The following is a 25,501-nucleotide window of genomic DNA, read 5'->3' as shown; positions in this document are numbered from 1 at the left end:
GGCCTCGTCTAGAGCCCTTTAGCTTTAGATGGAATCATCTAAAGCTAAAGGGCTCTAAATGTTTAATTCTAGAGCCTGTTTTCCCGTTTAGATGGTTCCATCTAAACGGGACAGGCTCTAGTGGAAATCCCGGCTCCGTAGCAGACGGCCCGACACCTTCTGGCGCACGCGGGGGGCCGGCGCGCCCGGCTCGTCGCGCAGAGCGGACAGGTGCGCCGACAGGTCGGTGAAGCCCTCGGCCACCACGTGGATGACGTTCTCGGCCCTTTGCACCCGGCCATGGACGACCAGGAACGAGGCGGTCATCACCACATTGCGGTCGGCCTCGAAGCGGTCCTTCCAGACCACTGCGTTGGCCACGCCCGTCTCGTCCTCCAGGGTCACGAACACCACGCCCTTGGCCGTCCCGGGCCGCTGGCGGATCAGGACGAGCCCCGCCACCGACACCTTGCGGCCGTCCTTCAGGGTCAGCAGCTGCTCGGCCGTGATCACTCCGCGCCGCGTCAGCATCGACCGGTAGAAAGACCATCGGGTGATGTTTCAGGGAAAGGCTGGTGGTGCGGTAGTCCTCGGCCACCTCCTGCGGCTGGCCCATGGCCGGCAGCGCCGCGCGGTCCTCGAACAGCGGCAGGCCGGCCAGCAACGGCGCCTGCACCGGCGCCTTGTGCTCGCCCTTCAGTCCCTTCACCGCCCACAGCGCCTCGCGGCGGGTCAGCCCGACCGAAGCGAAAGCATCGGCCTCGGCCAGCAGCTCCAGCGCGCGCTGGGGCACGCCGCCCTGGGCGAACTCACCCGGGGTGCGGGCGCCCTCGGCGCGAACATGGACCAGGGTTTTCACATCGTCTTCCTTCAGGCCCTTGATCTGGCGAAACCCCAGACGCACGGCCTTCCACCGTGGGCGGTTCTGGTCGCTGGCGATCTTGTCCGCGCGGATCCGAGGCGCGCGGAAGCCCGCCGTCACGCTCTCCAGCGTGCAGTCCCAGTCGCTGGCCAGGATGTCGGGCGGCAGCACCTCCACCCCATGCTCGCGCGCGTCTCGGACCAGCTGGGCCGGTTGGTAGAAGCCCATGGGCTGAGAGTTGATCAGGGCCGCGCAGAACACGTCCGGCCAGGCCCATTTGATCCACGCCGAGACGTAAACCAGCTTCGCGAAGCTGGCCGCGTGGCTCTCCGGAAAGCCGTAGTGGCCGAAGCCCTCGATCTGCTTGAAGCACCGCTCGGCGAAATCGCGCTGGTAGCCGCGCGCGACCATGCCTTCGACGAACCGGTCGCGATATTCGTCCGGCGTGCCCAGGTTGCGGAAGGTGGCCATGGCCTTGCGCAGGCCGTCGGCCTCGTCGGGCGTGAACTTGGCCGCCTCGATGGCCAGGCTCATGGCCTGCTCCTGGAAGAGCGGCACGCCGTAGGTGTTGCCCAGGATCTGTTTCAGCTCATCTTCGGGGCCATGCTCCGGCGACGGCGCGGGCATGTCCACGGGTTCGATCCCATTCCGCCGCTTCAGGTACGGGTGCACCATGTCGCCCTGGATCGGGCCGGGTCGGACGATCGCCACCTCGATGACCAGGTCGTAGAACCGCCGTGGCTTCAGCCTCGGCAGCATCGACATCTGCGCCCGGCTCTCCACCTGGAAGACGCCCACGCTGTCGGCGACGCACAGCATGTCGTAGACGCCGGGCAGCTCGACCGGGACATCGGCCAGGTCGACGATCGGCTCGCCATGATCGGCCCGCAACATGCCGAAAGCGCGCTGGATGGCGGTCAGCATGCCCAGGGCAAGCACGTCGACCTTCATCAGCTTCAGGCTGTCGATGTCGTCCTTGTCCCACTCGATGAAGGTGCGGTCGGGCATGGCCGCGTTGCCGATCGGCACGGTCTCGTCCAGCCGCCGCTTGGTCAGGACGAAGCCGCCGACGTGCTGCGACAGGTGGCGCGGGAAACCCATCAGCTCGGTCGCCAGGTTGACCGCACGAGCGATCTCCGGCGCCTCGGGGTCCAGACCCGCGTTGCGCAGATGCTCCTCGGGCAGGCCCGAACCCCAGCTGCCCAGACCGTGCCGGCCAATAGCGAGGTGACGTCCTCGGTCAGGCCCAGGGCCTTGCCGACATCGCGGATGGCGCTGCGCGGGCGGTAGTGGATCACCGTCCCGCAGATGGCGGCATATTCCCGGCCATAGCGCCGATAGACGTACTGCATCACCTCCTCGCGGCGCTCGTGCTCGAAATCGACGTCGATGTCCGGCGGCTCGCCGCGGTTCTCGGAGATGAAGCGGGTGAACAGCAGCCGGTGCTCGGTCGGATCGATCGCCGTCACGCCCAGGCAGAAGCAGACCGAGGAATTGGCCGCCGACCCCCGTCCCTGGCACAGGATGCCCATGCTTCGGGCCTCGCGCACGATGTCGTGCACGGTGATGAAATAGTTGGGGTAGTCCATCTTGGCGATCAGCCGCAGCTCTTCCTTCAGTTGCGCCGCGACCTTCTCCGGCACGCCGGCCGGATAACGCCAGGCCGCGCCGGACCAGGTGAGATCGCTCAGGTGCTGCATCGCCGTCTTGCCGGGGGGGACCGGTTCGTCCGGATATTCCTCGTTGAGCTGCCCCAGGTCGAAGCCGATCCGCTCGACGATCTCGACCGTGCGCTCGACCGCGCGGGGCCAGCGTTCGAACAGGCGCGCCATCTCGGCCGGAGACTTGATGTGGCGCTCGGCATTCGGCCTCCAGCCGGAAGCCGGCCTCGTGGATCGCGCAGTGCTCGCGCACGCAGGTGATGACGTCCTGCAGCGGTCGCCGTTCGGGGCCGTGATAGAGCACGTCATTGGTCGCCACGATCGGCGCGCCGGCGGTCCGCCCCAGGTCGTCCAGGCGCGAAAGCCGCTTCAGGTCCTGGGCGGCGTAGGCGCGGCTGGCCGCCAGCCAGGATCGGCCGCGCAGGTCGCCGGCCATGCGAGCCAGATCGCGTTCGAAGGCTTCGTTCAAGTCCTTCGGCGGAACGATCAACCCGAGCTGACCATCGGCGTGGTCCAGGAAATCCCGCCAGGACAGATGGCACTCGCCTTTCCCGGCCCGGCGCTGGCCGACGGTCAGCAGCCGCGTCAAGCGCCCGAACGCCTCGCGGTCGGTCGGGTAGCAGAGCAGACTGGGCGTGCCGTCCATGAAGTCCAGCCGGCAGCCGCTCAGCACCCGGACATTCCGCGTCTTGGCCGCCGTCCAGGCCCGGACGACGCCCGCCAGGGTGTTGCGGTCTGTGACGCCGATGGCGGAGAGGCCCAGCGCTTCGGCCGCGATCGCCAGCTCCTCCGCGTGCGACGCGCCGCGCAGGAACGAGAAGTTGGTGGTGGTCTGGAGCTCGGCATAGGCGGTCATCGACTTGCCCCCTCCGCGCTTCGCGCGCCTCCCCCGGAGGGGAAAGAAGGATGGCGAGCCTTCCGCCCGCCTTTGGGGGCGGACGACCGCGAAGCGGTCAGGTGGGGGAAACCCTCAACCAAACAGGCCATGGATCCACCACTTCGGCGCTTCATCGACGCCGAACAGCCCCTGCCTGAAGATCCAGAACCGCCCCCCCACGTCATCCTCGACGCGGTAGTAGTCGCGGAGCTTGCCGGGGCCGGTATCGGTCTCGCCGACGCCGGCGCGCCACCATTCCTGGCCGATGCGCTCGGGGCCTTCGGCGCGGCGGACGCGGTGGGCGCGGCCGCGCCAGGTGAACGACATCGGCGGGTCGTCGGGCAGTTTGGCGATGGCCGTGATCGCCTCGGGCCGCTTGAACAGCCGCACCGGCCGCGGGCGGTCGAGATCCCATTTCGCGGCTGCCGGCGGGTCCAGCGGGGCATTGCGGACGACCGAGCGTTCGGGCACGTGGCTCTCATAAGGATCGGCGCGCCAGACGCGGGCTTCGCCCAGGCGGTTGACCAGGCGGTCGATCAGAGGGGCCAGGGTCTCGTCGAGGCTGGTCCCGACTCCCCCGCCATTTGGGGCGTCCAGCCGGTCCTGAGCGGCGGCCAGGGGCTCGACGGCGGCGGCGTGGACGGTGACGACCTCGACGCCGAAACCGGGGTCGACCTTGTCCAGCTTCGGGATGATCAGCTTGGTCAGCCGCTTGGCGTCGCGACCGATGCGGGCCAGGTTCGCGCGGACCGGATAGGCCTGGCCGTCCAGGCGGTGGAACACCGCCTCGAAGCGCTTGGCCCCGCGCCCCTCGGCCTCCAGCCGTTGGCAGATCAAGGCCAGGGCGTCGCCGGCCGCGCGGGCCAGGTCCTCGGGCGCGCTGATCGGCTCGAAGAAGGCCAGGCGGTCGAACCAGGGCGTGGCCGGGCGGCGGAAGCTCAGGGCCTCGGCCGCCATGCCCAGGGCCTGATCGAGGCGTAGGGTCAGGCCCAGGCCGAAGCGCTTGGCCAGTTGGGCGCGGGGCAGAGCGAAGAGCTGCCCGACGCGGTGCAGGCCCAGGCGCGGCAGCTGGGCCTCGGCGGCGTCCTCCAGGCGCAGGGCCGCGACGGGCAAGGCTTCGATCGCCGCGCGCTGCTCGCCCGGCGCGGCGATGGCCAGGTCGTCGCCAAACCGCGCCAGGGCCCAGGCCGCCCCGGCGGTGTCGGCGATCGCCGCCCGGGCCGGCACGCCCCAGCGCGCCAGCCGCGCCACGAGATCGACCAGCATGTCGCGCTCCCCGCCCCACAAGTGGTCGGTCCCGGTGATGTCGAGAAATAGGCCGTCCGCCCCGTCGATCGCCACGGCCGGCGAGAAGCGCACGCACCAGTCGCACAGGGCCTCCAGCGCGATCCGGTCGGCGACGGGGTCGTGGTCGAAGGTGACGAGGTTCGGAACCAGGGCCATGGCGTCGGCGGCCTTCTGGCCGGCGCCGAGGCCAAGGGCGCGGGCGGTCTCGTCGACGGCGGCGAGGCGGCGGGTTCCGCCCTCCGTGGCCAGCAGGGCGAAAGGCGCGGCTTCAGCCGACGTGTCGTAGCCCGGGTTCCGCCGCCGCCACGTCGTGATCGGCCAGTTGGGACACCAGACGGAAAGGATGCGGGCCATGGCCGGCCTCCTGTGCTTCCAAGATCCAGGACCCGGGACGTCCGCCCCGGCAACGTTCCAGTTCGACCCGCCAGCGCGGAGGGCCAAGGCCGATGTCGTCCGGCGGCGGCGGGGTCGGCGACGGTCCGATCCGCCAGCGGCTGAACGCGGCCGAGCCGGACACCGCCTGGCCCGCGCCCGCTCGTCCCCCGTAAGGTCTTCGGTGCAGCACCACCCCGAAGCCGCCCCGCTTCTCGCAGGCCAGTTGCAGGCGGCGGCCGGCGGTCAGGTCCGGGGCCTCGGCCTCGCCGACGGCGGCGGCGACGCCCTGGGTGGAAAGCGCGTCCTCCAGCACCGACAGGGTCTCGGCCTCATCGCGCGCGCGGACCTGGATCAGCCGTTCGACCGGGAAGCCCAGGCCGAACAGGCCGGGCGCGAACAGGTCGCCGCGCCGGGCGATCCAGACGATGGCGCCCGCCTTCACCAGTGGCCGCAGAAGCAGACCGACGAAGGCGGCGGGGGCCGCGCCGGTCTCGCTCTCCAGCCCGGCGCCCGTCACCTCGTGCCAGCCGCCCAGCGGCAGGCCGCCGCCCGGGAAGCAGCCATCGATGGCCGGATCCCCGAACGGCAGGACCGGAGTCGGAGTCCGAGTCCCCGCTTCGATCGCGGCGATCCGGCCTCTCAGGGCCGCAAGACGCGCCTCGCGCGATCCGGCCATTCCTTACTCCTTGTTCCACTTTTGTTCTGATCTTGCAGCGCTGCGGAGTCAAGCCTTGGAGAGTCGGGCGCGACCGGCCAAAGTGTCTCAAACGGCCGTATGAAGCCTTCGCAGGAACCCTCATGTCCCTCACCCGCGTCCTGATCGCCAACCGCGGCGAGATCGCTATCCGCATCGCCCGCGCGGCGGCGGAGGCTGGACTGGAAAGCGTATCGGTCCACGCGACCGATGACGCGGGCTCGCCCCATGTCAGCGCCGCCGACCAGGCGGTCGCCCTGCCCGGCGCGGGGGCGCGGGCCTATCTCGACATCGCCGCGATCGTGGCGGCGGCCAAGGCGCAGGGCTGCGACGCCCTGCATCCCGGCTATGGCTTCCTGTCGGAGAACCCTGGCCTGGCGCGAGCGTGCGCCGAGGCGGGGATCGTCTTCGTCGGCCCCTCGCCCGAGCACCTGGAGACCTTCGGCGACAAGGCCGCCGCCCGGGCGCTGGCGGCCGAGCGGAACGTGCCGCTGATCCCGGGGACGGGGGCGATCTCACCGGACGGCGCGCGGGCGTTCCAGGCCGAGCACGGCGCGATCATGCTGAAGGCGCGGGCCGGCGGCGGCGGGCGCGGCATGCGGGCGGTGCTGGATCCCGGCGAGTTGGACGCCGCCTTCGCCGCCTGCGAGCGGGAGGCCCTCGCGGCCTTCGGGGACGGCGGGCTCTATGCCGAGAAGCGGATCGAGCGGGCGCGCCATGTCGAGGTGCAGATCGTCGGCGATGGGCAGCGCGTGCTGGCGATCGGCGACCGCGACTGCTCCCTACAGCGGCGGAACCAGAAGCTGGTCGAGATCGCGCCGGCCGCCCTTCCCGCTCCGCTGCGGGCCGCTCTGTGGAAGCACGCCGAGACGCTGTGCGCCGGCTATCGCGGCCTGGCCACGGTCGAGTTCCTGGTCGACGCGGAGACCGACAAGGCCTTCTTCCTGGAGGTCAATCCGCGCCTGCAGGTCGAGCATACGGTGACCGAGGAGGTCACGGGACTGGACCTGGTGCGGCTGCAGTTCGACCTCGCGGCCGGCGCGCCCCTCGACCTGGAGGTTCCGCCGGCCTTCGGGGTCGCGATCCAGGCGCGAATCAATGCCGAGACCCTGACCGCCGAGGGCCAGGTGAAGCCGTCCAGCGGCGCGATCGGCGTCTGGAGCCCGCCGGGCGGTCCGGGCGTGCGGGTCGACGCGGGCGTGGCGGCCGGTACGACGGTCGGCGGGTCCTACGACAGCCTGCTGGCCAAGGTGATCGCGCGCGGGCGGACCCATGCCGAGGCTTCGGCGCGACTGGACCGGGCGCTGGCGGAGTTCCAGATCACCGGTGTTTCGACCACCGCGCCGCTGGTGCGCGCGATCCTGGCGGCCGCGCCGGAGAGGCCGACCACGCGGTTCATCGAGGACCACGCCGCCGAACTGGTCGCCGACTTGCCGGAGGACAGCGCCGCCCCAGACCTTCGAGACCCTGGACGGCGCGGTCGCCGTCGCCGCGCCGCTCTCGGCCACCGTCGGTTCGATCGCGGTGGCGGAAGGCGACCTCGTCCGCCCCGGCCAGGCCCTGGCGGTGTTGGAGGCCATGAAGATGGAGCATCTCGTTCCCACCGTCACCGGCGGGCGGGTGCTGAAAATCCTCGCCCCGCCCGGCGCGACCGTCGCCGAGGGCCAGCCGCTGGCGTTCCTGGAGCCGATGGAGGTCGCGGGCGACCAGGCCGTCGAAGCCGTCGCCGAGGACCTCGAACACGATCCGCCCCGATCTGGCCGACGTGATCGCCCGCCACCGACACACCCTGGACGAGGCCCGCCCCGACGCCGTCGCCAAGCGCCGCAAGACCGGCCACCGGACAGCGCGGGAGAACATCCACGATCTGGTCGATCCGGGCAGTTTCCTGGAGTACGGCGCCCTGGCCATCGCGGCGCAGAAGCGGCGGCGCTCGACCGAGGACCTGATCGCCAACACGCCCGCCGACGGGTTGATCACCGGCGTCGGAACCGTCAATGGCGGCCTCTTCCCGCCCGACAAGGCGCGGACGGCGGCGCTGGCCTACGACTTCACGGTGCTGGCCGGCACGCAAGGCGCGATGAACCACCGCAAGTCCGACCGGCTGATGGCGATCATCGCCGACCAGAAGCTGCCGGTCGTGTGGTTCGCCGAGGGCGGCGGCGGGCGGCCGGGCGACACCGACACGACGGCGGTGGCCGGGCTTGATGTCCCAACCTTCCGCAGCTTCGCCCAGCTATCGGGCCTGGTTCCCAAGATCGCCATCGTCGCCGGCCGCTGCTTCGCCGGCAACGCCGCCATCGCGGGCCTGTCGGAGATCATCATCGCCACCCGTGACAGCAATCTGGGCATGGGCGGACCCGCGATGATCGAGGGCGGTGGCCTGGGCGTCTTCAAGCCCGAGCAGATCGGCCCTTCAGCGCACCAGTGGAAGAATGGCGTCATCGACATCCTGGCCGACGACGAGGTCCACGCCACTGGGCTGGCCAAGCAGGCCCTGTCCTACTTCCAGGGAACGCTACCGAGCTGGACCGCGCCGGATCAGCGGCGGCTGCGGGGCGCGATCCCGGAGAACCGGCTGCGGGTCTATGACGTGCGGGCGCTGATCCATGGCCTGGTCGACGAGGGTTCGTTCCTGGAGCTGCGCGGCGGCTTCGCGGCGGGCATGGTCACCGGCCTGATCCGCATCGAGGGCCGGCCGATGGGGCTGATCGCCAACGATCCGCGGCATCTGGGCGGAGCGATCGACTGCGAAGGCGCCGAGAAAGCCGCGCGGTTCCTGCAGCTGTGCGACGCCTTCGCCCTGCCGGTGCTCAGTCTCTGCGACACCCCCGGCTTCATGGTCGGTCCCGACAGCGAGGACGCCGCCGCCGTGCGCCGGGTCAGCCGCCAGTTCATCGCCGGCGCCAAGCTGCGTGCTCCGCTCTTCACCGTGGTGACCCGCAAGGGCTACGGCCTCGGCGCCCAGGCCATGGCCGGCGGCAGCTTCCATTCGCCGGCCTTCATCGCCGCCTGGCCGACCGGCGAGTTTGGCGGCATGGGCCTGGAGGGCGCGGTCAAGCTGGGCTACCGCAAGGAGCTGGAAGCCGAAACCGATCCCGCCAAGCAGAAGGCGCTCTACGACCAGCTCGTGGCGCGGCTCTACGCGGCCGGCAAGGCGACCAGCATGGCCGCCGCCCTGGAGATCGACGCGGTCATCGACCCCGCCGACACCCGGCGCTGGATCGTGGGCGGACTGGACGCGGCGGCGGGGGTGTCCAAGCCGTGGAGCGTGCGCGTGGACAGCTTCTAGGCTCGCGCCGCGACGAAGTCCGAGCGGAGACGCGCCAGGCGGCCAAGTCTTCAGACCGGTCAAGTTATGCAAGACTGCGGGCTCTCACGATTCGGCGGAGCGGCATGAAGCCGGTACTCATCTTTCAGCCTGGCATGGTCGGGGATCTGCTCTTCGTCCAGAAGATCGCCAAGACCTACGCCGCGACCGGGCGCCGCGTGATCATGCCGGTCCTGCAGAAGCACAGTTGGGTCTATGACGCCCTGGTCATGCCCGCGAACATCGAGACGCCGATCCTCGACACCGAGGCCTTCGACTTCCGCGACGAGCTGCTGTTCCTGAGCGACAAGATCGCCCTCAGCCCGATCGAGGGGCCGAACTATACGTTCCTGTCGCTGTTCTTCAGCTGGCGCTACGCGCCCGAGCAGACGATGGACCTGAAGTATCAGGTGGCCGGAATGGATATGGCCGACTGGGCCGACCATGTGGAGCTGCGCCGCGACCTCGCCAAGGAAGAGGCGCTGTTCAAGCTTCTGGGCCTGGACGATGGCGAGCCCTATGCGCTGCTGAACGAGCATGGCAGCAACAGCCAGATCCAGTTCACCCACAAGGCGCCCGAAAAGGAAGTCCGCCTCCGCCCGATCGAGGGCTACAGCCTGTTCGACTGGAGCACGGTGATCGAGCGGGCGGCGCGCATCGCCACGATCGACACGTCGCTGGTGCTGCTGGTCGAGATCCTGAAGATTCGCGACAAGCCCCTCAGCGTGGTGTCGCGCTATGAACCGCCCAGCTTCCGCATCCAGAACATCCTGAGGCTGGACTGGCTGTTCTATTTCCGCGCCGAGCACCTGACCTTTTCAGAGGGCGCGCCAGGATTAAGCGCACGCGATTGAGCCGCCCGGGCTCAGCCGCCCGCCATCCCCTTGATCTGTTCCGACATCGGATCGTCCTGGTGAACGGCCAGGATGTTGATGCCCATGTAGTAGACGCCGTAACCCAGGCCGATCAGGAACTCGCGCAGCTCGGACTCGTCGGACTTGATCCGCTCGATCATCATCATCGGCTTGCAGGTCGCGATGGTGCGCCGAGCGCCCCGCAGGGCCTCCATCTCCATGCCCTCGATGTCGATCTTGACGAAGTCCAGCCGCGTGAGAGCCAGATCGTCGATCGCCATCATCTGGGTGCTCTGGGCGTTCTCCGCGGAATAGTCGATCTCCTGGCCGATGAATTCGGTGCGCTCGGTCTGGCGGATCTCGAGACTGCCAAAGCTGGCGGGCTTGAAGTAGTCGGGGACCGGGACGTCGATCACCCCGCGCTCGGCGCCGACCGCCGCCCAGATCGCCCGGGCATTGAAGCAGTTGTTCAGCGTGATGTTGCCGGCCAGGGCGTAGAAGATCCGCTCCTGCGCCTCGAAGGCGATGACCTTGCCCCAGCCGGTCATCAGCTGAGCCCACTCGACGGTATGGACGCCGATATTGGCGCCGCAGTCGATGGCCACCACGCCGTCGCCGAAATGGGCGCGACGCATTTCCAGCAGCCTGACGGCGGCGTCCACCTCGTCCTGGTCGAACGACGAGGTCTCCAACAGTTGGTAGCCCACGCCGTAAGCGCCGTTCTGGACGATCCTGTAGTCGTGACGATTGACCAACAGGGAGCCGTGGTTGGTCGACACCAGCACGAAGGCCGTCGGGCGGAGGTTTGACTTTCGCATTCGGCCCCAGGGATAGCCGCCGCGCCGCGATGACGGCGCCGGAATCGACGCCTGACGATAGGCCGAGAATCCTCGGCGTCTAGGGCAGTTGGACTTCGAGCTTGACGGCTTGATCCGGGGCGGGCGACGGCCTGGCGGTCAGGTCACGCAGGATGATCGGTCCAAACAGCGCGCCGATCCCGCAGGCGTCCGCCAGCACGTCGCCCCAAGCCGCGTCTCGGCCGACGAACGCCTGCAGCACCTCGATCATGCCGCCAAAGGCCAGCAGCACCAGGCCGATGCGCCAGAAGCGGCTGGCGGGCAAGGCGGTGATCGCCAGGGCGGTCAGCACATAGAAGACGATGAAGTGCTTGGCCTTGTCCCAGGGGATCAGGCCCATGCCGCCATCGTCGGGCAGCAGGGCCCGCCACAGGGCGAAGGCCGCCGCCGCGACGAAGACCACGAAGGCCAGGACGTTGATCTTGCGATTACGAAACAACATGAGCGGCCTATCGAACGAAAAAGGGGCGTCATCCAGGCGATGCAAGGCTGAAGCCACCTTGGCCAGTCCAGACGCCCCAGTCCTGTCCCGGATCGGTCATCCGGGACAGGCAGGTCGAAGCGCCTAGAACGTCAGCGCGCGCGCTTCCTTCACGTGCGGCAGGGCCTGGATCTTGGCCAGCAGTTCCGCGGCCGGAGCCTGGTCGACGCCCACGAGGGCGATGGCGTCGGCGTCGGCCGATAGGCGGCCCAGGTTGAAGGTGGCGATGTTGACGCCCGCCTCGCCCAGCAGCATGCCCAGCGCGCCGATGAAGCCCGGCTTGTCCAGGTTGTTGATGTAGAGCATGGCCGGCGAGAAGGCCGCGTCCAGCTCCATGCCCTTGACCTCGACGACGCGCGGGGCGCCGGCGATCACCGTGCCGGCGAAGCTGCGCTTGCCCTTCTCGGTGGTGATGGTCACGCGCATCAGGCTGTCATAGGTGGGGCTGACTTCCTGACGGCTCTCCGAGACGGTGATGCCGCGCTCCTTGGCGATGGCCGGGGCCGAGACCATGTTGATCTCGGCCAGCATCGGCTTCAGCACGCCGGCCAGGGCCGCCGAGGTCATCGGCTTGACGTTGAGGTTGGAGACCTCGCCCTCGAAGGCGATGTCGATCGCGGTGATGCCGAAGTCGACCATCTGGCCGGCCAGGGCGCCGATCTTCTCGGCCAGGGCCACGAAAGGCTTCAGCTTCGGCGCTTCCTCGGCCGTGATCGAGGGGCTGTTGAGGGCGTTGGTGACCGCGCCGGTCAGCAGGTAGTCGCTGACCTGCTCGGCGACCTGCAGGGCCACGTTCTCCTGCGCTTCCGAGGTGCTGGCGCCCAGGTGGGGGGTGGCCACGACCTTGTCCGAGCCGAACAGCGGGTTTTCCTTGGCCGGCTCGGTGACGAAGACGTCGAAGCCGGCGCCGCCGACATGACCGCTGTCGAGCAGGGCGCGCAGGGCGACCTCATCGACCAGGCCGCCACGGGCGCAGTTGACGATCAGCACGCCCTTCTTGGTCTTGGCCAGGTTCTCGGCCGACAGGATGTTGCGGGTCTTGTCGGTCAGCGGGGTGTGCAGGGTGATGACGTCGGCGCGGGCCAGCAGGTCTTCGAGCTCGACCTTCTCGACGCCCATCTCGACGGCGCGCTCGGGGCTCAGGAAGGGGTCATAGGCCACGACCTTCATCTTCAGGCCCAGGGCGCGGTCGGCGACGATCGAGCCGATGTTGCCGGCGCCGATCAGGCCCAGGGTCTTGGCGTACAGCTCCACGCCCATGAAGCGGTTCTTCTCCCACCTGCCGGCCTGGGTCGAGACGTCGGCGGCGGGGATCTGGCGGGCCAGGGCGAACATCATGGCGATGGCGTGTTCGGCCGTGGTGATCGAGTTGCCGAAGGGCGTGTTCATCACGACGATGCCCTTGGCCGTGGCGGCCGGGATGTCGACATCGTCGACGCCGATACCGGCGCGGGCGATGACGCGCAGCTTGTGGGCGGCGGCGATGACGTCCTTGTCGAGCTTGGCGCCCGAGCGGATGGCGACGCCGTCATAGTCGCCGATCACGGCGATCAGCTCGTCCTTCGACAGGCCGACCTTGATGTCGAAATCGACGCCGCGGTTCTTGAAGATGTCGACGGCGGCGGGGCTGAGCTTGTCAGCGATGAGAACGCGGGGAGCGGTCATGGAGGATTTCCTTGCGGAGAATGTTTGCGAAAGCCCCCTCCACCGCCGTTCGGCGGTCCCCTTCCCCCAGAGGGGGAGGAAGGATCCTATTCCGCCCCCTTCCGGGGGCGGACGGCCGCGCAGCGGCCAGGTGGGGGCAAGCGTTGTCTTAAGCGGCGGCCAGTTCGGCCGAGACGGTGGCGAAGGCCCAGTCGAGCCAGGGCGTCAGAGCTTCCAGGTCGGAAGCCTCCACCGTGGCCCCGCACCAGATGCGCAAACCGGCCGGGGCGTCGCGATAGCCGCCGATGTCGAGGGCCGCGCCCTCCTTCTCGAGCAGGCTGGCCAGCTTCTTGGCGAAGTCGGCCTGGGCGTCTTCCGGCAGGGCGGCGATCCGGGGATCGACCACCTTCAGGCACACCGAGGTGTTGGAGCGAATCTCCGGCGTGGCGGCCAGGAAATCGACCCAGTCGGTCTTGGCGACCCACTCGGCCAGCACGGCCAGATTCTGGTCGGCGCGGCCCCGCATGGCTTCCAGACCACCGATCGAGGCGGCCCACTTCAGCGCGTCCAGGGCGTCTTCCACGCAGAGCATCGACGGCGTGTTGATCGTCGCGCCCTCGAAGATGTCGGCGGCGATCTTGCCGTTCTTGGTCATGCGGAACAGCTTCGGCATCGGCCAGGCCGGCGTGTAGCTTTCCAGACGGGCCACGGCGCGCGGCGACAGGATCAGGATCCCGTGCGCCCCTTCGCCGCCCAGCGCCTTCTGCCAGGAGAAGGTCACGACATCCAGCTTCTCCCAGTCGAGTTCCTGAGCGAAGGCGGCGCTGGTCGCGTCGCAGATGGTGATGCCTTCACGGTCGGCCGAGATGAAGTCGGCGTTCGGGACGCGCACGCCCGAGGTCGTGCCGTTCCAGGTGAAGACCAGATCCTTGGTCGGATCGACCTTGGACGTGTCGGGCAACTGGCCGTACGGGGCGCTCAGCACCTCGACGTCGGGCAGCTTGAGTTGTTTGGTGACGTCCGTGACCCAGTCCTTGCCGAAGGACTCGAAGGCCAGCAGTTGCACGGGGCGGGCGCCGAGCATCGACCACATGGCCATCTCGACCGCGCCAGTGTCCGAACCGGCGACGATGCCGATCAGGAAGTCGGCCGGGACCTCCAGCACTTCGCGCGTCTGGTCGATGGCGGCCTTCAGGCGCGCCTTGCCCAGCTTGGAGCGGTGCGAGCGGCCCAGGACGGCGTTTCTGAGATTTTCGGGGGTCCAGCCGGGGCGCTTGGCGCAGGGGCCGGAAGAGAACTCGGGGCGAGCCGGGCGGATCGCCGGCTTGGCGAGGGTCGTCATATCGATGTCTCCCATCCTTACAGATGGACTGCATCCCGTTGGGGGGATGTGGCCCGCCGGCGAAGAACCGCGTTTCGGGGCAGATTGCAAGGGGAGATTTTTGCGAGGCGCGCGGCGTTTCGTCCGGTCGCGGCAATTATTTTGCGGCGGCGTCCGAGGCCTTACGCCAACGCCGCGCCAGGATCGAGCCGGCCAGCAGGCACAGCAGGACGCCCAGGCTGACCAGGTTATTCACCAGGGCGTAGAGGTTGTCGTATTTCCGAGCGGCCACGAGATAGAGGCATGCAGGCTGAACTGCACGCCTTGCAGCAGCACCGCAACGCCCAGCCAGCGAGTCGCGTGGCGCACCGCCAGCATCAGCAGGCCTAGGGCCAGCACGCCGTCCAGCAGCAGATAAACCGCCCGGGTGACGCTCTTGTCCGTGATGGAGCCCGCCAGGGCGAAACCGAGGGTGATCGCCAGCACCAAGGCCGCGCCGCTGCGTTCGGGTCGCCCGCCACAGCGCCACGCGACAAAACACGTGGTCGCAAGAAGCAGCCAGCCGAAAAGGACTAACGGTTGCAGGTGCGAGAGCATGATCTGGGCCTCTAACCTAGATTAGAGGCCCAAAGGTATTAAACTATTGCAATGTGCTTTTAACGAGACTTAGACCGCCTCACGGAGGCCCGTCGGAGAAACCAGTTGTTCCTCCTTGATGAAGCCGCCCATGCGCGTGCGGATGCCGACGCGCAGACGAGTTCATCCAGTTGCTTGTGGGCGTCGACGATCGCCGTCCGCGCCGTCGCCAGAGCCTGGACGGCTTCAGCGAACTTGGCGCTGGCGCCGTTCCCGACCGTGGCCGACAGGCCCAGGTCCTTACGAGCCTGGATCAGTTCGGCCATCATTTCCATGACTTCCACCGTGGCCGCGTCCACCGCGGCTTCGGTCGCATACAGCTTGTTGGCCACTCGTTGAGCGACAAAGACCTTTTCCAAACCCGCCTCCTTAACGAAACACTAAGAAGAAAGGTAAATAGAATGTTAAAGCAAAAGCAATGACGAAAATGCGCCCTAGCGTTGTTTTGTCGCGCTACTAGCCCCGGCCCTGGCTCGCGTTGGAAGCGAACCGTTAGGAACCTTGCGGCACACTGTCGCTACGTTGATGAATACCTGGACGTGGGATGAGCAGCATCCGCAATCATAGCGGGTACACACACGCACCGTTGCAAGCGCGCATCGCCGGCGTGGCCCTGGCCACGACCGTGCTGGCGCTGGTGGCGGCATGCCTGTGTTTCATGCTGCAGCAGTGGAGCGTCGCGCGACAGGAAGCCCGCGCCAATCACGAGATCCTGGCCCAGATGGCCGCCGCCGGCGCCGCCGCGCCGCTGGCCGATCACAATATGGTCGGCGTCTATCGCGCCCTGGAAGCCGTCGCCAAGGCCCCCAGCGTGGCGGGCGTGCGCATCACCGACGCCAAGGGGCGCGTCGTCGCCCAACTGGGCGCGGCCAATCCGGCCGACACCGACACCTTGACCCGCCCCATCAAACTCGCCTCGCAGGATGTCGGCACGCTGGTGCTGCTGGCCGAGCATCCGGGCCTGGGTCAGACCCTGGCCCGCGACCTGGCCCTGACCGGCGCCCTGTTCTTCGGCGCGGCCGGTTTGGCGATTCTCCTGGCCAACAGCCTGGCGCGCCGCCTGGCGCGGCCGATGGAGCGCCTGTCGGAAGCCATGCACGAAACCGCCGTCGGGGGGCGCTTCAAGGCCGTCGAGCAGACTGCCGACGACGATGTCTTCCAGAGCCTGACCGACAGCTTCAACCATCTGGTCAGCCGCCTCGAGGCCAACGACCACGACCTGCGCGGCGCCATGGCCGAACTGGTCAGGGCGCGCGACGACGCCAATGCCGCCAACGTCCTGAAGTCGCACTTCCTGGCCAATATGAGCCACGAGATCCGTACGCCGCTTAACGGCGTTCTGGCCATGGCCGAGCTGATGGCCATGGACAAGATGAGCGACACCCAGCGCGAACGCCTGAAGGTGATCCGCGAATCGGGCGCGGTGCTGCTGGGCGTGCTGAACGACGTGCTGGACCTCTCCAAGATCGAGGCGGGGCGCCTAGAGATCACGGACCGCCCGTTCGACATCGCCCAACTGGCCCAGTCGATCCGCGAAACCTACGCGCCCCAGGCCCGCGACAAGGGCCTGGCCTTCGAGGTCGCCGTCGCGCCCGAGGCTCAAGGACTGTGGCGCGGCGACGCCGACCGCCTGCGCCAGATCCTGGGCAACCTGATCGCCAACGCCCTGAAGTTCACCCTGGAAGGCGCGGTCGCCGTCAGGTTCGCCTCGGCCGAGGACGGCTCGGGCCTGCGGATCGACGTGGCCGACACCGGTATCGGCATCTCGCCCGAGATTCTGCCGCGCCTGTTCGACAAGTTCGTCCAGGCCGACAGCTCGACCACTCGCCGTTTCGGCGGCTCGGGCCTGGGCCTGGCCATCTGCCGCGAGCTGGCGGTGCTGATGGACGGCTCGATCAAGGTCCAGAGCCGCGAGGGCCGCGGCTCGACCTTCACCGTCCTGGTCGCCCTGCCCCGCGAGGAGGCCATCACCGACGTCCACTATATCGACGACGATCACGTCCCCGCGCCGGACGCCGCGCCAGCCGAGACGGCCCGCCTGCGCGTACTGGCGGCCGATGACAATCCGACCAACCAGAAGGTCGTCGCCGCCGTCCTGACCCCGCTGAACGCCGAAGTGACCCTGGTCGCCGACGGTCAGGCCTGCGTCGAGGCCTGGCGAACCGGCGCCTTCGACATCGTGCTGATGGACATCCACATGCCCGTCATGGACGGCGTCGAGGCCGCCCGGGTCATCCGGGCCCTGGAAGCCGAACAGGGCCGCGCGCGCACCCCGATCATCGCCGTCACCGCCAACGCCCTGGCCCACCAGGTCGAGGACTATCTGGCCGCCGGCATGGACGGCCACGTGGCCAAGCCGATCGAGGTCACCAAGCTCTATGACGCGATCGAAGCGGCCATGACCGCCGCCCGCCCGGCCCAGGCGGCTTAGGTCGATCCCTCGACACAAGATGAACGGAACATAACGAGCGGCTCAGAACCGCTTCAGGCTCCGCGTGTTTCTCTTAGCTCAACGTCGCTTCCCTCCGGAGCGACGGGACAAGTTTCAGAGAGGAACCGAACCAATGAAAAAGATCCTGATCTCGATCGCCGCGGTCTCGGCCCTGTCGGCCGCCGCCCTTCCCGCCATCGCCTCGGCCCAGCCGATCAACGACCGCCAGGCTCAGCTCGATCGCCGCATCGACATCGGCGTGCGCAACGGCTCGCTGACCCGCGGCGAGGCCTATCGCCTGCGCGCCGAATTGCGCGAGACCGAGCGCCTGGAGCACCGCTATCGTCGCGGCGGCCTGAGCGGCTGGGAACGCGCCGACCTGGATCGCCGCTTCGACCGCATCAGCGCCCAGATCCGCTACGAGCGTCACGACCGTGACTACGGCTATGGCTACGGCCACGGCCCCCGTCGCTAAGAGTTAGGCTCCACCCGGAGCCGGCTTTCCAAGACCGTGAAGCCGCGGCCGCGCAACAGAACGCGCGCGCCGCGGCTTTCGCATTCCAGGTCCCCGCCCCGCCCCGGGTAGGCCTGGTGGAACTTCAGCGGACTGGCGCCCAGCTTGCCCTCGTAGAGCGGCGTCAGGATGCAGTGAGCCGAGCCCGTGGTCGGGTCCTCCGGGATGCCAAAGCCCGGCGCGAAGAACCGGCTGACCACGGCGTAGGGCCTGCCAGGATCGGCGGACGCCACGACCACGACCTGGCCGGGTCCGCCCCTCGCCTCGCCCGCGATCGTCTTGATCAGCCCCAGGTCGGGCTTGAGGCCGCGGACCGTGGCCTCGCTGTCCATCACCGCGACCAGATAGGCCCCAGCCCACACCTCGACGGGTTCCGCGCCCAGAGCCTCTGCCAGTCCGGCCGAGACCTCGGTCCGGCGCGGCGGATCGGCCGGGAAATCCATCTCCAGCCCCTCGCCCGTCCGCCTGACCGTCAAGGCCCCCGAAAGGGTGTCGAAGGTCAGCAATGGAACGTCGACGGAGAGTTCCTCGAACAGGGCGTACGCCGCCGCCAGGGTGGCGTGACCGCACAGCGGCGCTTCCAGGGCCGGCGTGAACCAACGCAGGCCGTAGCGGGCCGGGTCGGCGGTCTTCAGCAGATAGGCCGTCTCGGCCTGGTTGTTCTCGGCCGCCAGGGCCTGCATCCAGTCGGCCGAGGGCCAGGCCTCGAACGGCTCGACCACGCAGGCCGGGTTGCCCTTGAACGGTCCGGCGGCGAAGGCGTCGATGGTCCACTGGCGCATAGCGATCTCCCAAGCTGGACATCGCTGTTATGCGCGGAGAACGCAGGCGGCAAAGGCTTTATTGTCCTCGTGACAATCAGCCTTCGACGGTGATCTCCGGCCAGCGCGCCTTGGCCGAACCCGTCGTGCGCTCCCAGCCGCCCGCGCCCTTCACCCTGAGCGGATTGGGCCGCAGGCGCATAGCGAAGAGGTCGTCCAGACCGAACGGCGCCCAGACGCTCAGGGAGTCGTCACGCTCCAGCCGCACGCCGACGCAGAAGGCGGTGGCCACGAAGCGCTTCAGGGCCGCGGCGCTGTCCTCCAGCGGCGGATAGGGCTCGTCGGCGCCGAACTTCTTCTCGAACCAGAGATGAACCCTCGCCTGGTTACGGACCTCGACCAGGTCACGCAGCGGCGGCTCGAAGGCGGCGGCGACGCGCTGGATGACCACGTCCTCGGCCTCGTAGCTGGTGTCGCTGTCGTCGTGATAGGCGACGTCGTAGTCCTTGATGCCGTAGGCGAGATCGCGGCCGGTCAGGGCGTTCCAGACCGGCTGATAGATCGCGCCGGAGAAGATCATCCAGTCGGGCAGATCGAGCTCCCGGACGGTGCGCAGCACCTCCCAGGTGGTGGGCGTGGCGCGGACGATCTCGCGCAGGCGGTCTTCGAGCGTGTCGGTCATCGGCGCAGCGTCCAGCCGTGGTCGAGGGGTCCGTGGCCGGCGCCGAAGCCGGGCGCGCGCAGCATGGCCTCGTGGACATAGTTCCAGGCCCGGGCGACGGCCGCGTTCAGCGACAGCCCCTGGGCCAGGCCCGTGGCGCAGGCGCTGGCCAAGGTGCAGCCGGTGCCGTGGGTGTGACGGGTCTCGATCCGCTCGCCCTCGAAGGTGGTCTCGCCCTCGGCGGTCATCAGCACGTCGACGACGCGCTCACCCGGCACGTGGCCGCCCTTCATCAGCACGGCCTTGGCGCCCAGGGTCAACAGCGCCTCGCCCGCCCGGCGCAGGTCGTCGGTGGTCTCGACCGACAGGCCCGTCAGGGCGGCGGCCTCGGGGGCGTTGGGGGTCAGCAGGGCCGCGCGCGGAATCATCAGGCTCTTCACCGCGCCGATGGCGGCCTCGGCCAGCAGCGGCGCGCCGCCCTTGGCGATCATCACGGGATCGACGACGACCGGGATCTGGCCCGCGTGATCGATCGCGGAGGCCACGGTCTCGACCACCCCGACGTCGCCCAGCATGCCGGTCTTGATCGCGTCGGCGCCGATGTCGTCCAGCACCGCCCGGGCCTGAGCGGCGATGACCTCCAGGGGGATCGGGTGAACGCCGGTGACGCCCAGGGTGTTCTGCACCGTCACGGCGGTGATCGCGGTGGCCGCGTAGCCGCCCAAGGCGGTGACGGTCTTGATGTCGGCCTGGATCCCCGCGCCGCCGCCGGAATCCGATCCGGCGATGACGAGGACCCGGCCCCGGAAGAGTGTGGGAGGAGCGTCTGACATCCCCGGTGTTTAGGCGGGAAATCGGAAGGATGGGGAGAGGCCCGCTACGCGGCCTGCAATGCGTGCCGCCAAGCTCCCGCCAGCGCCAGCGGCAGGATCGGCTTCTGGACCACGAGGTCGTCGTTCTGCTCGGCCAGGGCCGTGGCGTGGCCAGTGACATAGACCACCGGGATCGGCCCCAGGTGGGCCATGATCATCTTCACCGCCTCGACCCCGGTGCCGTCGACGATGCGGTAATCGGCGGTGATCAGGTCCGGCTTACGGCGGAGGGCCTTGTCGAGCGCCTCCAGCGGGCTGTCGGCGATGTCGACCGTGGCGAAGCCCTGCGTCTTGAGCAGGTCCTCGATCTCCATGGCGATCAGGATCTCATCCTCGATGACCAGGGCGTGACGGGAGCGCATAGCCGCGAAACCTTCGATGAACCGTCCCCGGAATATTTAAGCGCGGTGATTCCCCGACCGGCAAGCGAGACCTGGCCTCAAGCGCCGGCGATCGCCGCCTGGACGTCCAGGGCCTGGACCGTCTCGCGCACGTCGTGGACCCGCACCGCCGCCACGCCGGCCGCCGCGCCGGCCAGGTGCGCGGCCAGGGAGCCGCCGAGGCGGTCCGTGGCCTCGCCCGCCGACGGATCGATCCCGGCGATGAAGCGCTTGCGGCTGGCTCCCAGCAGGATCGGATAGCCCAGGGCCACGAAGCGCGGCAGGGCGGCCAGCAGGGCCAGGTTGTGGGCCACGGTCTTGCCGAAGCCGATGCCGGGATCCAGCCAGATCTTTTCCTTGGCGACCCCCGCGGCCATGGCCGTGAAGGCCCGCGCCAACAGGAAGGCCTCGACCTCGGCGACCACGTCGTCATATCGCGGGTCGTTCTGCATGGTCCCCGGCTCGCCCAGCATGTGCATCAGCACGACCTCGCAGCCCAGTTCGGCGGCGACCTCGGGCGCCTCGGGCGACAGGCGCAGGGCGGCCACGTCGTTCCAGATGGTCGCCCCCGCCCTCATCGCCGCGCGCGCCACGCCGGGCTTCATGGTGTCGATCGAGATCGGGATGTCGCTGGCCTGGCGGATCGCCTCGATGATCGGGACCACGCGCAGGATCTCGTCGAACTCCGAGACCGGGGCCGCGCCCGGGCGCGTGCTCTCGCCGCCTATGTCGAGGATGTCGGCGCCCTGGGCGATCAGACGCCGCGCATGCTCGATCCCATCGGCGGCGCCGAGATACTTGCCGCCGTCGGAGAAGCTGTCGGGCGTGACGTTGACGATCCCCATGACGCGGGGGCGGGCCTGGTTCATGGCGCGGTTCTAGACCTCGCGCGGCCAAGAAAAAGCCGGCCCTTTCGAGCCGGCTTTGATCGTCGAGGTTCGGTCCGCCTAGGCCGTGACGCTGGCGCCCGCGCCCGGGGACAGCGGCACCAGGGACGGCGCGCTGACCGTCTCCTTGTTGCTCTCGTCCTCGTCGCGCTTGGGGGTCTCGCCCTTCATGACGCCGATGATCTCGTCGCCGCTCAAGGTCTCGAACTCCAGCAGGGCCTTGGCCACCGCGTGCAGGTGGTCCAGTTCCTCGGTGAGGATCCGGCGAGCCTCGTCCTCGCCGCCCTTGACCAGGCGACGGACCTCGCTGTCGATCTTGACCATCGTCTCGGGCGAGACGTTCTGGGTGCGGGCGACCGAGTGCCCCAGGAACACCTCGTCCTGGTTGTCGCCATAGGCCACCGTGCCCAGTTCGTCGGAGAAGCCCCAACGGGTGACCATGTTGCGGGCCAGGCTGGTGGCGGCGCTGATGTCGCTGGACGCGCCCGAGGTGATCTTCTCCTTGCCGAAGATCAGCTCCTCGGCGACCCGGCCCGCCATCATGATGGCCAGGCGCGAGGTCATCATGTCGTAGCTCATCGAGTAGCGGTCGCCCTCGGGAAGCTGCATGACCATGCCCAGGGCCCGGCCGCGCGGCACGATCGTGGCCTTGTGGACCGGATCGGCGACGGGGACGCGCAGGGCCACCAGGGCGTGGCCGCCCTCGTGATAGGCGGTCAGCTTTTTCTCGGCGTCGCTCATGGCCATCGAGCGGCGCTCGGCGCCCATCATGACCTTGTCCTTGGCGTGTTCGAAGTCGTGCATGGTGACCATGCGACGGTTCTTGCGCGCTGCGGTCAGGGCGGCTTCGTTGACCAGGTTGGCCAGGTCCGCGCCCGAGAAGCCCGGGGTGCCGCGCGCCAGGGTCTTGACGTCGACATCGGCGGCCAGTGGCACGTTCTTCATGTGCACGCGGATGATCTTCTCGCGGCCGGCGACGTCCGGGTTCGGCACCACGACCTGGCGGTCGAAGCGGCCCGGACGCAGCAGGGCCGGATCCAGCACGTCAGGACGGTTGGTGGCGGCGATCAGGATGATGCCTTCGTTGGCCTCGAAGCCGTCCATCTCGACCAGCAGCTGGTTGAGGGTCTGCTCGCGCTCGTCGTTGCCGCCGCCCAGGCCGGCGCCGCGATGGCGGCCGACGGCGTCGATTTCGTCGATGAAGATGATGCAGGGGGCGTTCTTCTTGGCCTGCTCGAACATGTCGCGCACGCGGCTGGCGCCGACGCCGACGAACATCTCGACGAAGTCGGAACCGGAAATGGTGAAGAACGGCACGCCCGCCTCACCCGCGACGGCGCGGGCGATCAGGGTCTTACCCGTACCGGGAGGACCGACCAGCAGGGCGCCCTTGGGGATCTTGCCGCCCAGGCGCTGGAACTTGGCCGGATCCTTCAGGAAGTCGACGACCTCCTGCAGCTCCTCCTTGGCCTCGTCGACGCCCGCGACATCCTCGAAGGTGATGCGGTTCTTGTTTTCGGTCAGCAGGCGGGCCTTGGACTTGCCGAAGCCCATGGCGCCCTTCGCCCCGCCCTGCATCTGGCGCATGAAGAACAACCAGACGCCCACGACCAGCAGGATCGGCAGCAGCTGGACCACGATGGCCAGGAAGCTGATCGAGCCGCTCTTGAACTTCACGTCGGCGTTCTTGGCCACCATGCGGTTGACCAGTTCGTCGGAGTTCAGCGGCGCGTTGACCGTGAGCACCTTGCCGTCGGCGCCCTTGGCCATGACGGTCTGGCCGGCGATCTCGGCGGACTTGATCTTGCCCGCGTCGACGTCCTTGAGGAGCTGCGAATAGCTTATCTCGCCGCCGCCCTTCGTGCGGGCGTTCTGACTGACGACGAACACGCCCGCCAGCACCGCGACGATCACCAGCCAGATGGCCAGGTTCCGGAAATTCATACGCTTCGTCTTCCCAACGAATAGGTTCTTGACCTCCCAAGATAGGAGGTCACGCGCGCTTGCGCCATGGACGTGACATCAGGTCACGGATTCTTGGTCGATTAGGCCGATCGCGGCCTTGAAACGATCCAGAACGAGCGGACGCGCGCGCGCCCTTCCTTCGGCTGCAAGGTCCGGGCCGTCAAGCGCGGGGCAATACGGCGCCGCGCCAAGGGGGGCGATCAAAGGCAGGCCAGGACGGGCCGGCGTCGGGATGGCGGACAGCGCGGCGCGCTGATCGGGCGAAAGATGGGAGGCTCCGCCCTTCAAGGCGCCGACGGTCAGCGCCTCGGTCCCGGCGGTGACGTCCCAGCGGCCGTCCCAGACGCGGGTCTGGCCCGGAGCGAGGTCCAGCGGGGCAAGGCCGCCGCGCGCGATCTCGCCGGCGTCGCGGCAGATCAGGACGTCGTCCCCCGCCTCGATCCGCGCGCCGGACAGGGTGGCGGCGAAGCTTTCGTCAGAGCCTAGACGCTCTACCAACCGCGCCAGCCGCTCGCCCCTCGGCGGCCTTTCGGTTCCTGCGGCGCACAGCAATGCGGCGGCCAGATGGGCGGCGGCGACGTCGCGCGGCAGGCGAATGGCTCCGGCGCGGTCGACGTGGAAGGTCGGCGGACGGCGCGAAACGGCCTGGGCCGGCGCGGCCTCGGCGACGCCCGACGCCCTGGCCCGCGCCCGGGCATAGCGGAGATCCTCGTTGGCGGGGTCGTCCAGCCAGGTCTCGCCCTGCTCGGCCAGGGCCAGCCGGATCGCGTCGCGGGTCAGGCCCAGCAGCGGCCGCAACAGGAAAACGCCCCGCCCCTCCGGCCAGACCGGCGACGGCGCCCATTCGCGGGGATCGGAGACGGTCGAACCCTCGGCCCGCATCGCTGCGCCCTCAGCCAGATCGCTGGCGGTGTGGCCCAGCAGCAGGACCTTGGCCCCGGCCTCGCGGGCGGCAGTAGCCAGCAGGGCGTGACGCGCGCGGCGGGCCGCGGCGGGCAATCCCGTCGAGGGCTTGTCGCCGGTCCAGGCGAGCGCTGTCGCCGCCGCGCCCAGCGCCCGCGCCTTGGCGACGGCTTCGGCGGTCCAGCGGGCGCTGTCGGGCTGAAGCCGATGATCGACCACCAGCGCCAGCACGGGCCGATCGCCGGCCCAATCCAGAACCGCCTTCAACAGGAAGAGAGAGTCGCCGCCGCCGGAAAATCCGACGGCGATCGGCGCGGAGGAGCCGCGATCGAGCCGCCTGTTCGAGGGCGGCTCGGACCGTCTCTAGGCGCACTTGGCCGCGACGCGGGTCGAGGCCGCGCGCGAAGTGATCTGGGCCGAAGCCTTCGGGTAGCGCTTGGCCAGCTCGTCCAGCGTGCGGCAGGCCTCGGTGGTCTTTCTCAGGGCCACCATCGAACGAGCCAGCTTCAGCGTCGCGTCGGGCGCCCAGCTGGTCTGCGGCCAGCCGCGGATCGCGCCGATATAGGCGCCGGCGGCGTCCGTATAGGCCTCGCGCACGAACAGGGTCTCGCCCTGCCAATAGCGGGCTTCCGGCGCCTTGGCGCTGTCCGGATAGTTGTTCACATAGGCCGCGAAGGCCTGTTCTGCGTTGGCGTAATCTCCGGCCAGCAGCAGATCCTTGGCCTGCTTGAAAGCCACCGCCGGATCGGCCGGCGGCGCCGGCGGCGGCGGGGTTCCACCGGCAAGGGCCATTCCTCCGGTTCCTTGGGCGCCGACCTGGGCCGCCGCGGCGGCCTGCATGTCGGCGATCGACTTCTCCAGCGCGGCCAGGCGCTGCTCCAGCAGATCGGCGCGCGCCTTCTGGTCGGCGGCGGCGCGATTGGCCTTGGTCAGCTCGAAATTGGCGGCCTCGTTCTGGCCGTTCAGCCGGGTCAGGGTCTTCTCCAGATCGCTGACCCGGTCGTTCAGGGCGGCGATCTGGGCGTCGGTCTCGGCCGGCTGGACGACGACGGGCTTGCCGGTGTCGCGCCCCTGGAAGACGATCGACCGCAGCTCGCGCACCACCTTCTCCATGCGCTCGACGCGCTTGACCGAGCGATCGTCAAGCGGATCCTCGGCGGGCAGCGGAGTCTGGGCGACGGCCACGGCGGCGCCGATGGGGCAAGTGGTGGCCAACAGGACGGCGAGCAGAGCGGGTTTCAGCTTCATGACCGTGATCTACCGGTAGGGACTGGACAAAACTAGGGCGG

The 25,501-nt window shown here is 69.0% G+C and carries 16 protein-coding genes and 5 pseudogenes; 4 read left to right on the top strand and 17 right to left on the bottom strand.

Features of this window, described 5'->3' with window-relative positions:
* Positions 1-117 precede the first annotated feature (117 nt).
* From ACHMW8_RS11980 to ACHMW8_RS11970, 3 genes and pseudogenes are all read right to left on the bottom strand, one after another.
* Positions 118-3,358: pseudogene (locus tag ACHMW8_RS11980) on the bottom strand (error-prone DNA polymerase).
* Between the two features lie 114 nt (positions 3,359-3,472).
* On the bottom strand, positions 3,473-5,020 hold the full coding sequence (locus ACHMW8_RS11975) for a Y-family DNA polymerase (RefSeq protein WP_395445667.1): 1,548 nt from the start codon (positions 5,018-5,020) through the stop codon (positions 3,473-3,475).
* Positions 4,935-5,717: an ImuA family protein gene (locus ACHMW8_RS11970; RefSeq protein ID WP_395445666.1), complete on the bottom strand. Its 783-nt coding sequence runs from the start codon at positions 5,715-5,717 to the stop codon at positions 4,935-4,937. The genes ACHMW8_RS11975 and ACHMW8_RS11970 overlap by 86 nt, the downstream gene beginning before the upstream one ends.
* 122 nt (positions 5,718-5,839) lie before the next feature.
* Here ACHMW8_RS11970 and ACHMW8_RS11965 point away from each other — a divergent pair.
* Together ACHMW8_RS11965 and ACHMW8_RS11960 are read left to right on the top strand one after the other, a co-directional pair.
* A pseudogene (locus ACHMW8_RS11965) lies at positions 5,840-9,027 on the top strand (carboxyl transferase domain-containing protein).
* 104 nt (positions 9,028-9,131) lie between these two features.
* Positions 9,132-9,899 carry a hypothetical protein gene (locus ACHMW8_RS11960; protein ID WP_395445665.1) on the top strand — a complete coding sequence of 256 codons (768 nt, stop codon included), beginning with the start codon at positions 9,132-9,134 and terminating at the stop codon, positions 9,897-9,899.
* A gap of 11 nt (positions 9,900-9,910) precedes the next feature.
* On the opposite strand, the gene ACHMW8_RS11955 is transcribed toward ACHMW8_RS11960, so the two are convergent.
* The 6 genes and pseudogenes from ACHMW8_RS11955 to ACHMW8_RS11930 all read right to left on the bottom strand — a co-directional run bounded on the left by ACHMW8_RS11955 (position 9,911) and on the right by ACHMW8_RS11930 (position 15,197).
* Entirely contained in the window at positions 9,911-10,717 is an 807-nt protein-coding gene (locus ACHMW8_RS11955) for an FkbM family methyltransferase (protein WP_125159105.1), read from the bottom strand.
* A gap of 79 nt (positions 10,718-10,796) precedes the next feature.
* Entirely contained in the window at positions 10,797-11,198 is a 402-nt protein-coding gene (locus tag ACHMW8_RS11950; RefSeq protein WP_395445664.1) for a VanZ family protein, read from the bottom strand.
* 123 nt (positions 11,199-11,321) lie between these two features.
* The gene (gene serA, locus ACHMW8_RS11945) at positions 11,322-12,902 is read right to left on the bottom strand and encodes a phosphoglycerate dehydrogenase (RefSeq protein ID WP_395445663.1); all 1,581 of its coding nucleotides are present in this window, start codon (positions 12,900-12,902) and stop codon (positions 11,322-11,324) included.
* A gap of 148 nt (positions 12,903-13,050) precedes the next feature.
* Positions 13,051-14,223: a phosphoserine transaminase gene (locus ACHMW8_RS11940; protein WP_125159107.1), complete on the bottom strand. Its 1,173-nt coding sequence runs from the start codon at positions 14,221-14,223 to the stop codon at positions 13,051-13,053.
* Between the two features lie 231 nt (positions 14,224-14,454).
* Positions 14,455-14,799, bottom strand: a complete 345-nt coding sequence (locus tag ACHMW8_RS11935) for a hypothetical protein (protein ID WP_395445662.1) — start codon at positions 14,797-14,799, stop codon at positions 14,455-14,457.
* Between the two features lie 69 nt (positions 14,800-14,868).
* Positions 14,869-15,197, bottom strand: a pseudogene (locus tag ACHMW8_RS11930) (hypothetical protein).
* A 166-nt stretch (positions 15,198-15,363) separates the two neighbouring features.
* Here ACHMW8_RS11930 and ACHMW8_RS11925 point away from each other — a divergent pair.
* Positions 15,364-17,269, top strand: a pseudogene (locus ACHMW8_RS11925) (ATP-binding protein).
* A 133-nt stretch (positions 17,270-17,402) separates the two neighbouring features.
* Positions 17,403-17,744, top strand: coding sequence for a hypothetical protein (locus tag ACHMW8_RS11920; protein ID WP_395445661.1), 342 nt, complete (start codon positions 17,403-17,405; stop codon positions 17,742-17,744).
* Here the strand turns inward: ACHMW8_RS11920 and ACHMW8_RS11915 are convergent.
* The 8 genes and pseudogenes from ACHMW8_RS11915 to ybgF form a co-directional block, all read right to left on the bottom strand.
* Positions 17,741-18,565, bottom strand: coding sequence for a PhzF family phenazine biosynthesis protein (locus ACHMW8_RS11915; protein WP_395445660.1), 825 nt, complete (start codon positions 18,563-18,565; stop codon positions 17,741-17,743). The two genes, ACHMW8_RS11920 and ACHMW8_RS11915, sit on opposite strands and share 4 nt — an antisense overlap.
* 76 nt (positions 18,566-18,641) lie before the next feature.
* Positions 18,642-19,226: a nucleotidyltransferase family protein gene (locus ACHMW8_RS11910; protein ID WP_125159113.1), complete on the bottom strand. Its 585-nt coding sequence runs from the start codon at positions 19,224-19,226 to the stop codon at positions 18,642-18,644.
* Positions 19,223-20,038, bottom strand: a complete 816-nt coding sequence (gene thiD, locus ACHMW8_RS11905) for a bifunctional hydroxymethylpyrimidine kinase/phosphomethylpyrimidine kinase (protein WP_395445659.1) — start codon at positions 20,036-20,038, stop codon at positions 19,223-19,225. The genes ACHMW8_RS11910 and thiD overlap by 4 nt, the downstream gene beginning before the upstream one ends.
* Positions 20,039-20,082: 44 nt before the next feature.
* Positions 20,083-20,439, bottom strand: a complete 357-nt coding sequence (locus ACHMW8_RS11900; protein ID WP_125159115.1) for a response regulator — start codon at positions 20,437-20,439, stop codon at positions 20,083-20,085.
* Positions 20,440-20,516: 77 nt separating this feature from the next.
* Positions 20,517-21,326 (bottom strand): dihydropteroate synthase, encoded by an 810-nt coding sequence (folP, locus tag ACHMW8_RS11895; RefSeq protein ID WP_125159116.1) that lies wholly within the window; start codon positions 21,324-21,326, stop codon positions 20,517-20,519.
* A gap of 78 nt (positions 21,327-21,404) precedes the next feature.
* A complete protein-coding gene (ftsH, locus tag ACHMW8_RS11890) occupies positions 21,405-23,288 on the bottom strand; it encodes an ATP-dependent zinc metalloprotease FtsH (RefSeq protein WP_125159117.1) in 1,884 nt (627 codons plus the stop codon).
* Positions 23,289-23,366: 78 nt separating this feature from the next.
* Positions 23,367-24,585: pseudogene (gene tilS / locus ACHMW8_RS11885) on the bottom strand (tRNA lysidine(34) synthetase TilS).
* Positions 24,576-25,460 (bottom strand): tol-pal system protein YbgF, encoded by an 885-nt coding sequence (gene ybgF, locus ACHMW8_RS11880; RefSeq protein WP_125159119.1) that lies wholly within the window; start codon positions 25,458-25,460, stop codon positions 24,576-24,578. Before ybgF ends, tilS begins: the two are co-directional and overlap by 10 nt.
* Positions 25,461-25,501 lie beyond the last annotated feature (41 nt).

The sequence above is a fragment of the Caulobacter sp. UC70_42 genome (assembly GCF_044056025.1).
Lineage (GTDB): Bacteria > Pseudomonadota > Alphaproteobacteria > Caulobacterales > Caulobacteraceae > Caulobacter.
This window is presented reverse-complemented; position numbering and strand designations above follow the sequence as displayed.

What these genes read in the sequence shown, in the direction of transcription:
- ACHMW8_RS11975 (WP_395445667.1), bottom strand. Translation starts at nt 5,020, where the DNA reads ATGGCCCGCATCCTTTCCGTCTGGTGTCCCAACTGGCCGATCACGACG.
- ACHMW8_RS11970 (WP_395445666.1), bottom strand. Translation starts at nt 5,717, where the DNA reads ATGGCCGGATCGCGCGAGGCGCGTCTTGCGGCCCTGAGAGGCCGGATC.
- ACHMW8_RS11960 (WP_395445665.1), top strand. Translation starts at nt 9,132, where the DNA reads ATGAAGCCGGTACTCATCTTTCAGCCTGGCATGGTCGGGGATCTGCTC.
- ACHMW8_RS11955 (WP_125159105.1), bottom strand. Translation starts at nt 10,717, where the DNA reads ATGCGAAAGTCAAACCTCCGCCCGACGGCCTTCGTGCTGGTGTCGACC.
- ACHMW8_RS11950 (WP_395445664.1), bottom strand. Translation starts at nt 11,198, where the DNA reads ATGTTGTTTCGTAATCGCAAGATCAACGTCCTGGCCTTCGTGGTCTTC.
- serA (WP_395445663.1), bottom strand. Translation starts at nt 12,902, where the DNA reads ATGACCGCTCCCCGCGTTCTCATCGCTGACAAGCTCAGCCCCGCCGCC.
- ACHMW8_RS11940 (WP_125159107.1), bottom strand. Translation starts at nt 14,223, where the DNA reads ATGACGACCCTCGCCAAGCCGGCGATCCGCCCGGCTCGCCCCGAGTTC.
- ACHMW8_RS11935 (WP_395445662.1), bottom strand. Translation starts at nt 14,799, where the DNA reads ATGCTCTCGCACCTGCAACCGTTAGTCCTTTTCGGCTGGCTGCTTCTT.
- ACHMW8_RS11920 (WP_395445661.1), top strand. Translation starts at nt 17,403, where the DNA reads ATGAAAAAGATCCTGATCTCGATCGCCGCGGTCTCGGCCCTGTCGGCC.
- ACHMW8_RS11915 (WP_395445660.1), bottom strand. Translation starts at nt 18,565, where the DNA reads ATGCGCCAGTGGACCATCGACGCCTTCGCCGCCGGACCGTTCAAGGGC.
- ACHMW8_RS11910 (WP_125159113.1), bottom strand. Translation starts at nt 19,226, where the DNA reads ATGACCGACACGCTCGAAGACCGCCTGCGCGAGATCGTCCGCGCCACG.
- thiD (WP_395445659.1), bottom strand. Translation starts at nt 20,038, where the DNA reads ATGTCAGACGCTCCTCCCACACTCTTCCGGGGCCGGGTCCTCGTCATC.
- ACHMW8_RS11900 (WP_125159115.1), bottom strand. Translation starts at nt 20,439, where the DNA reads ATGCGCTCCCGTCACGCCCTGGTCATCGAGGATGAGATCCTGATCGCC.
- folP (WP_125159116.1), bottom strand. Translation starts at nt 21,326, where the DNA reads ATGAACCAGGCCCGCCCCCGCGTCATGGGGATCGTCAACGTCACGCCC.
- ftsH (WP_125159117.1), bottom strand. Translation starts at nt 23,288, where the DNA reads ATGAATTTCCGGAACCTGGCCATCTGGCTGGTGATCGTCGCGGTGCTG.
- ybgF (WP_125159119.1), bottom strand. Translation starts at nt 25,460, where the DNA reads ATGAAGCTGAAACCCGCTCTGCTCGCCGTCCTGTTGGCCACCACTTGC.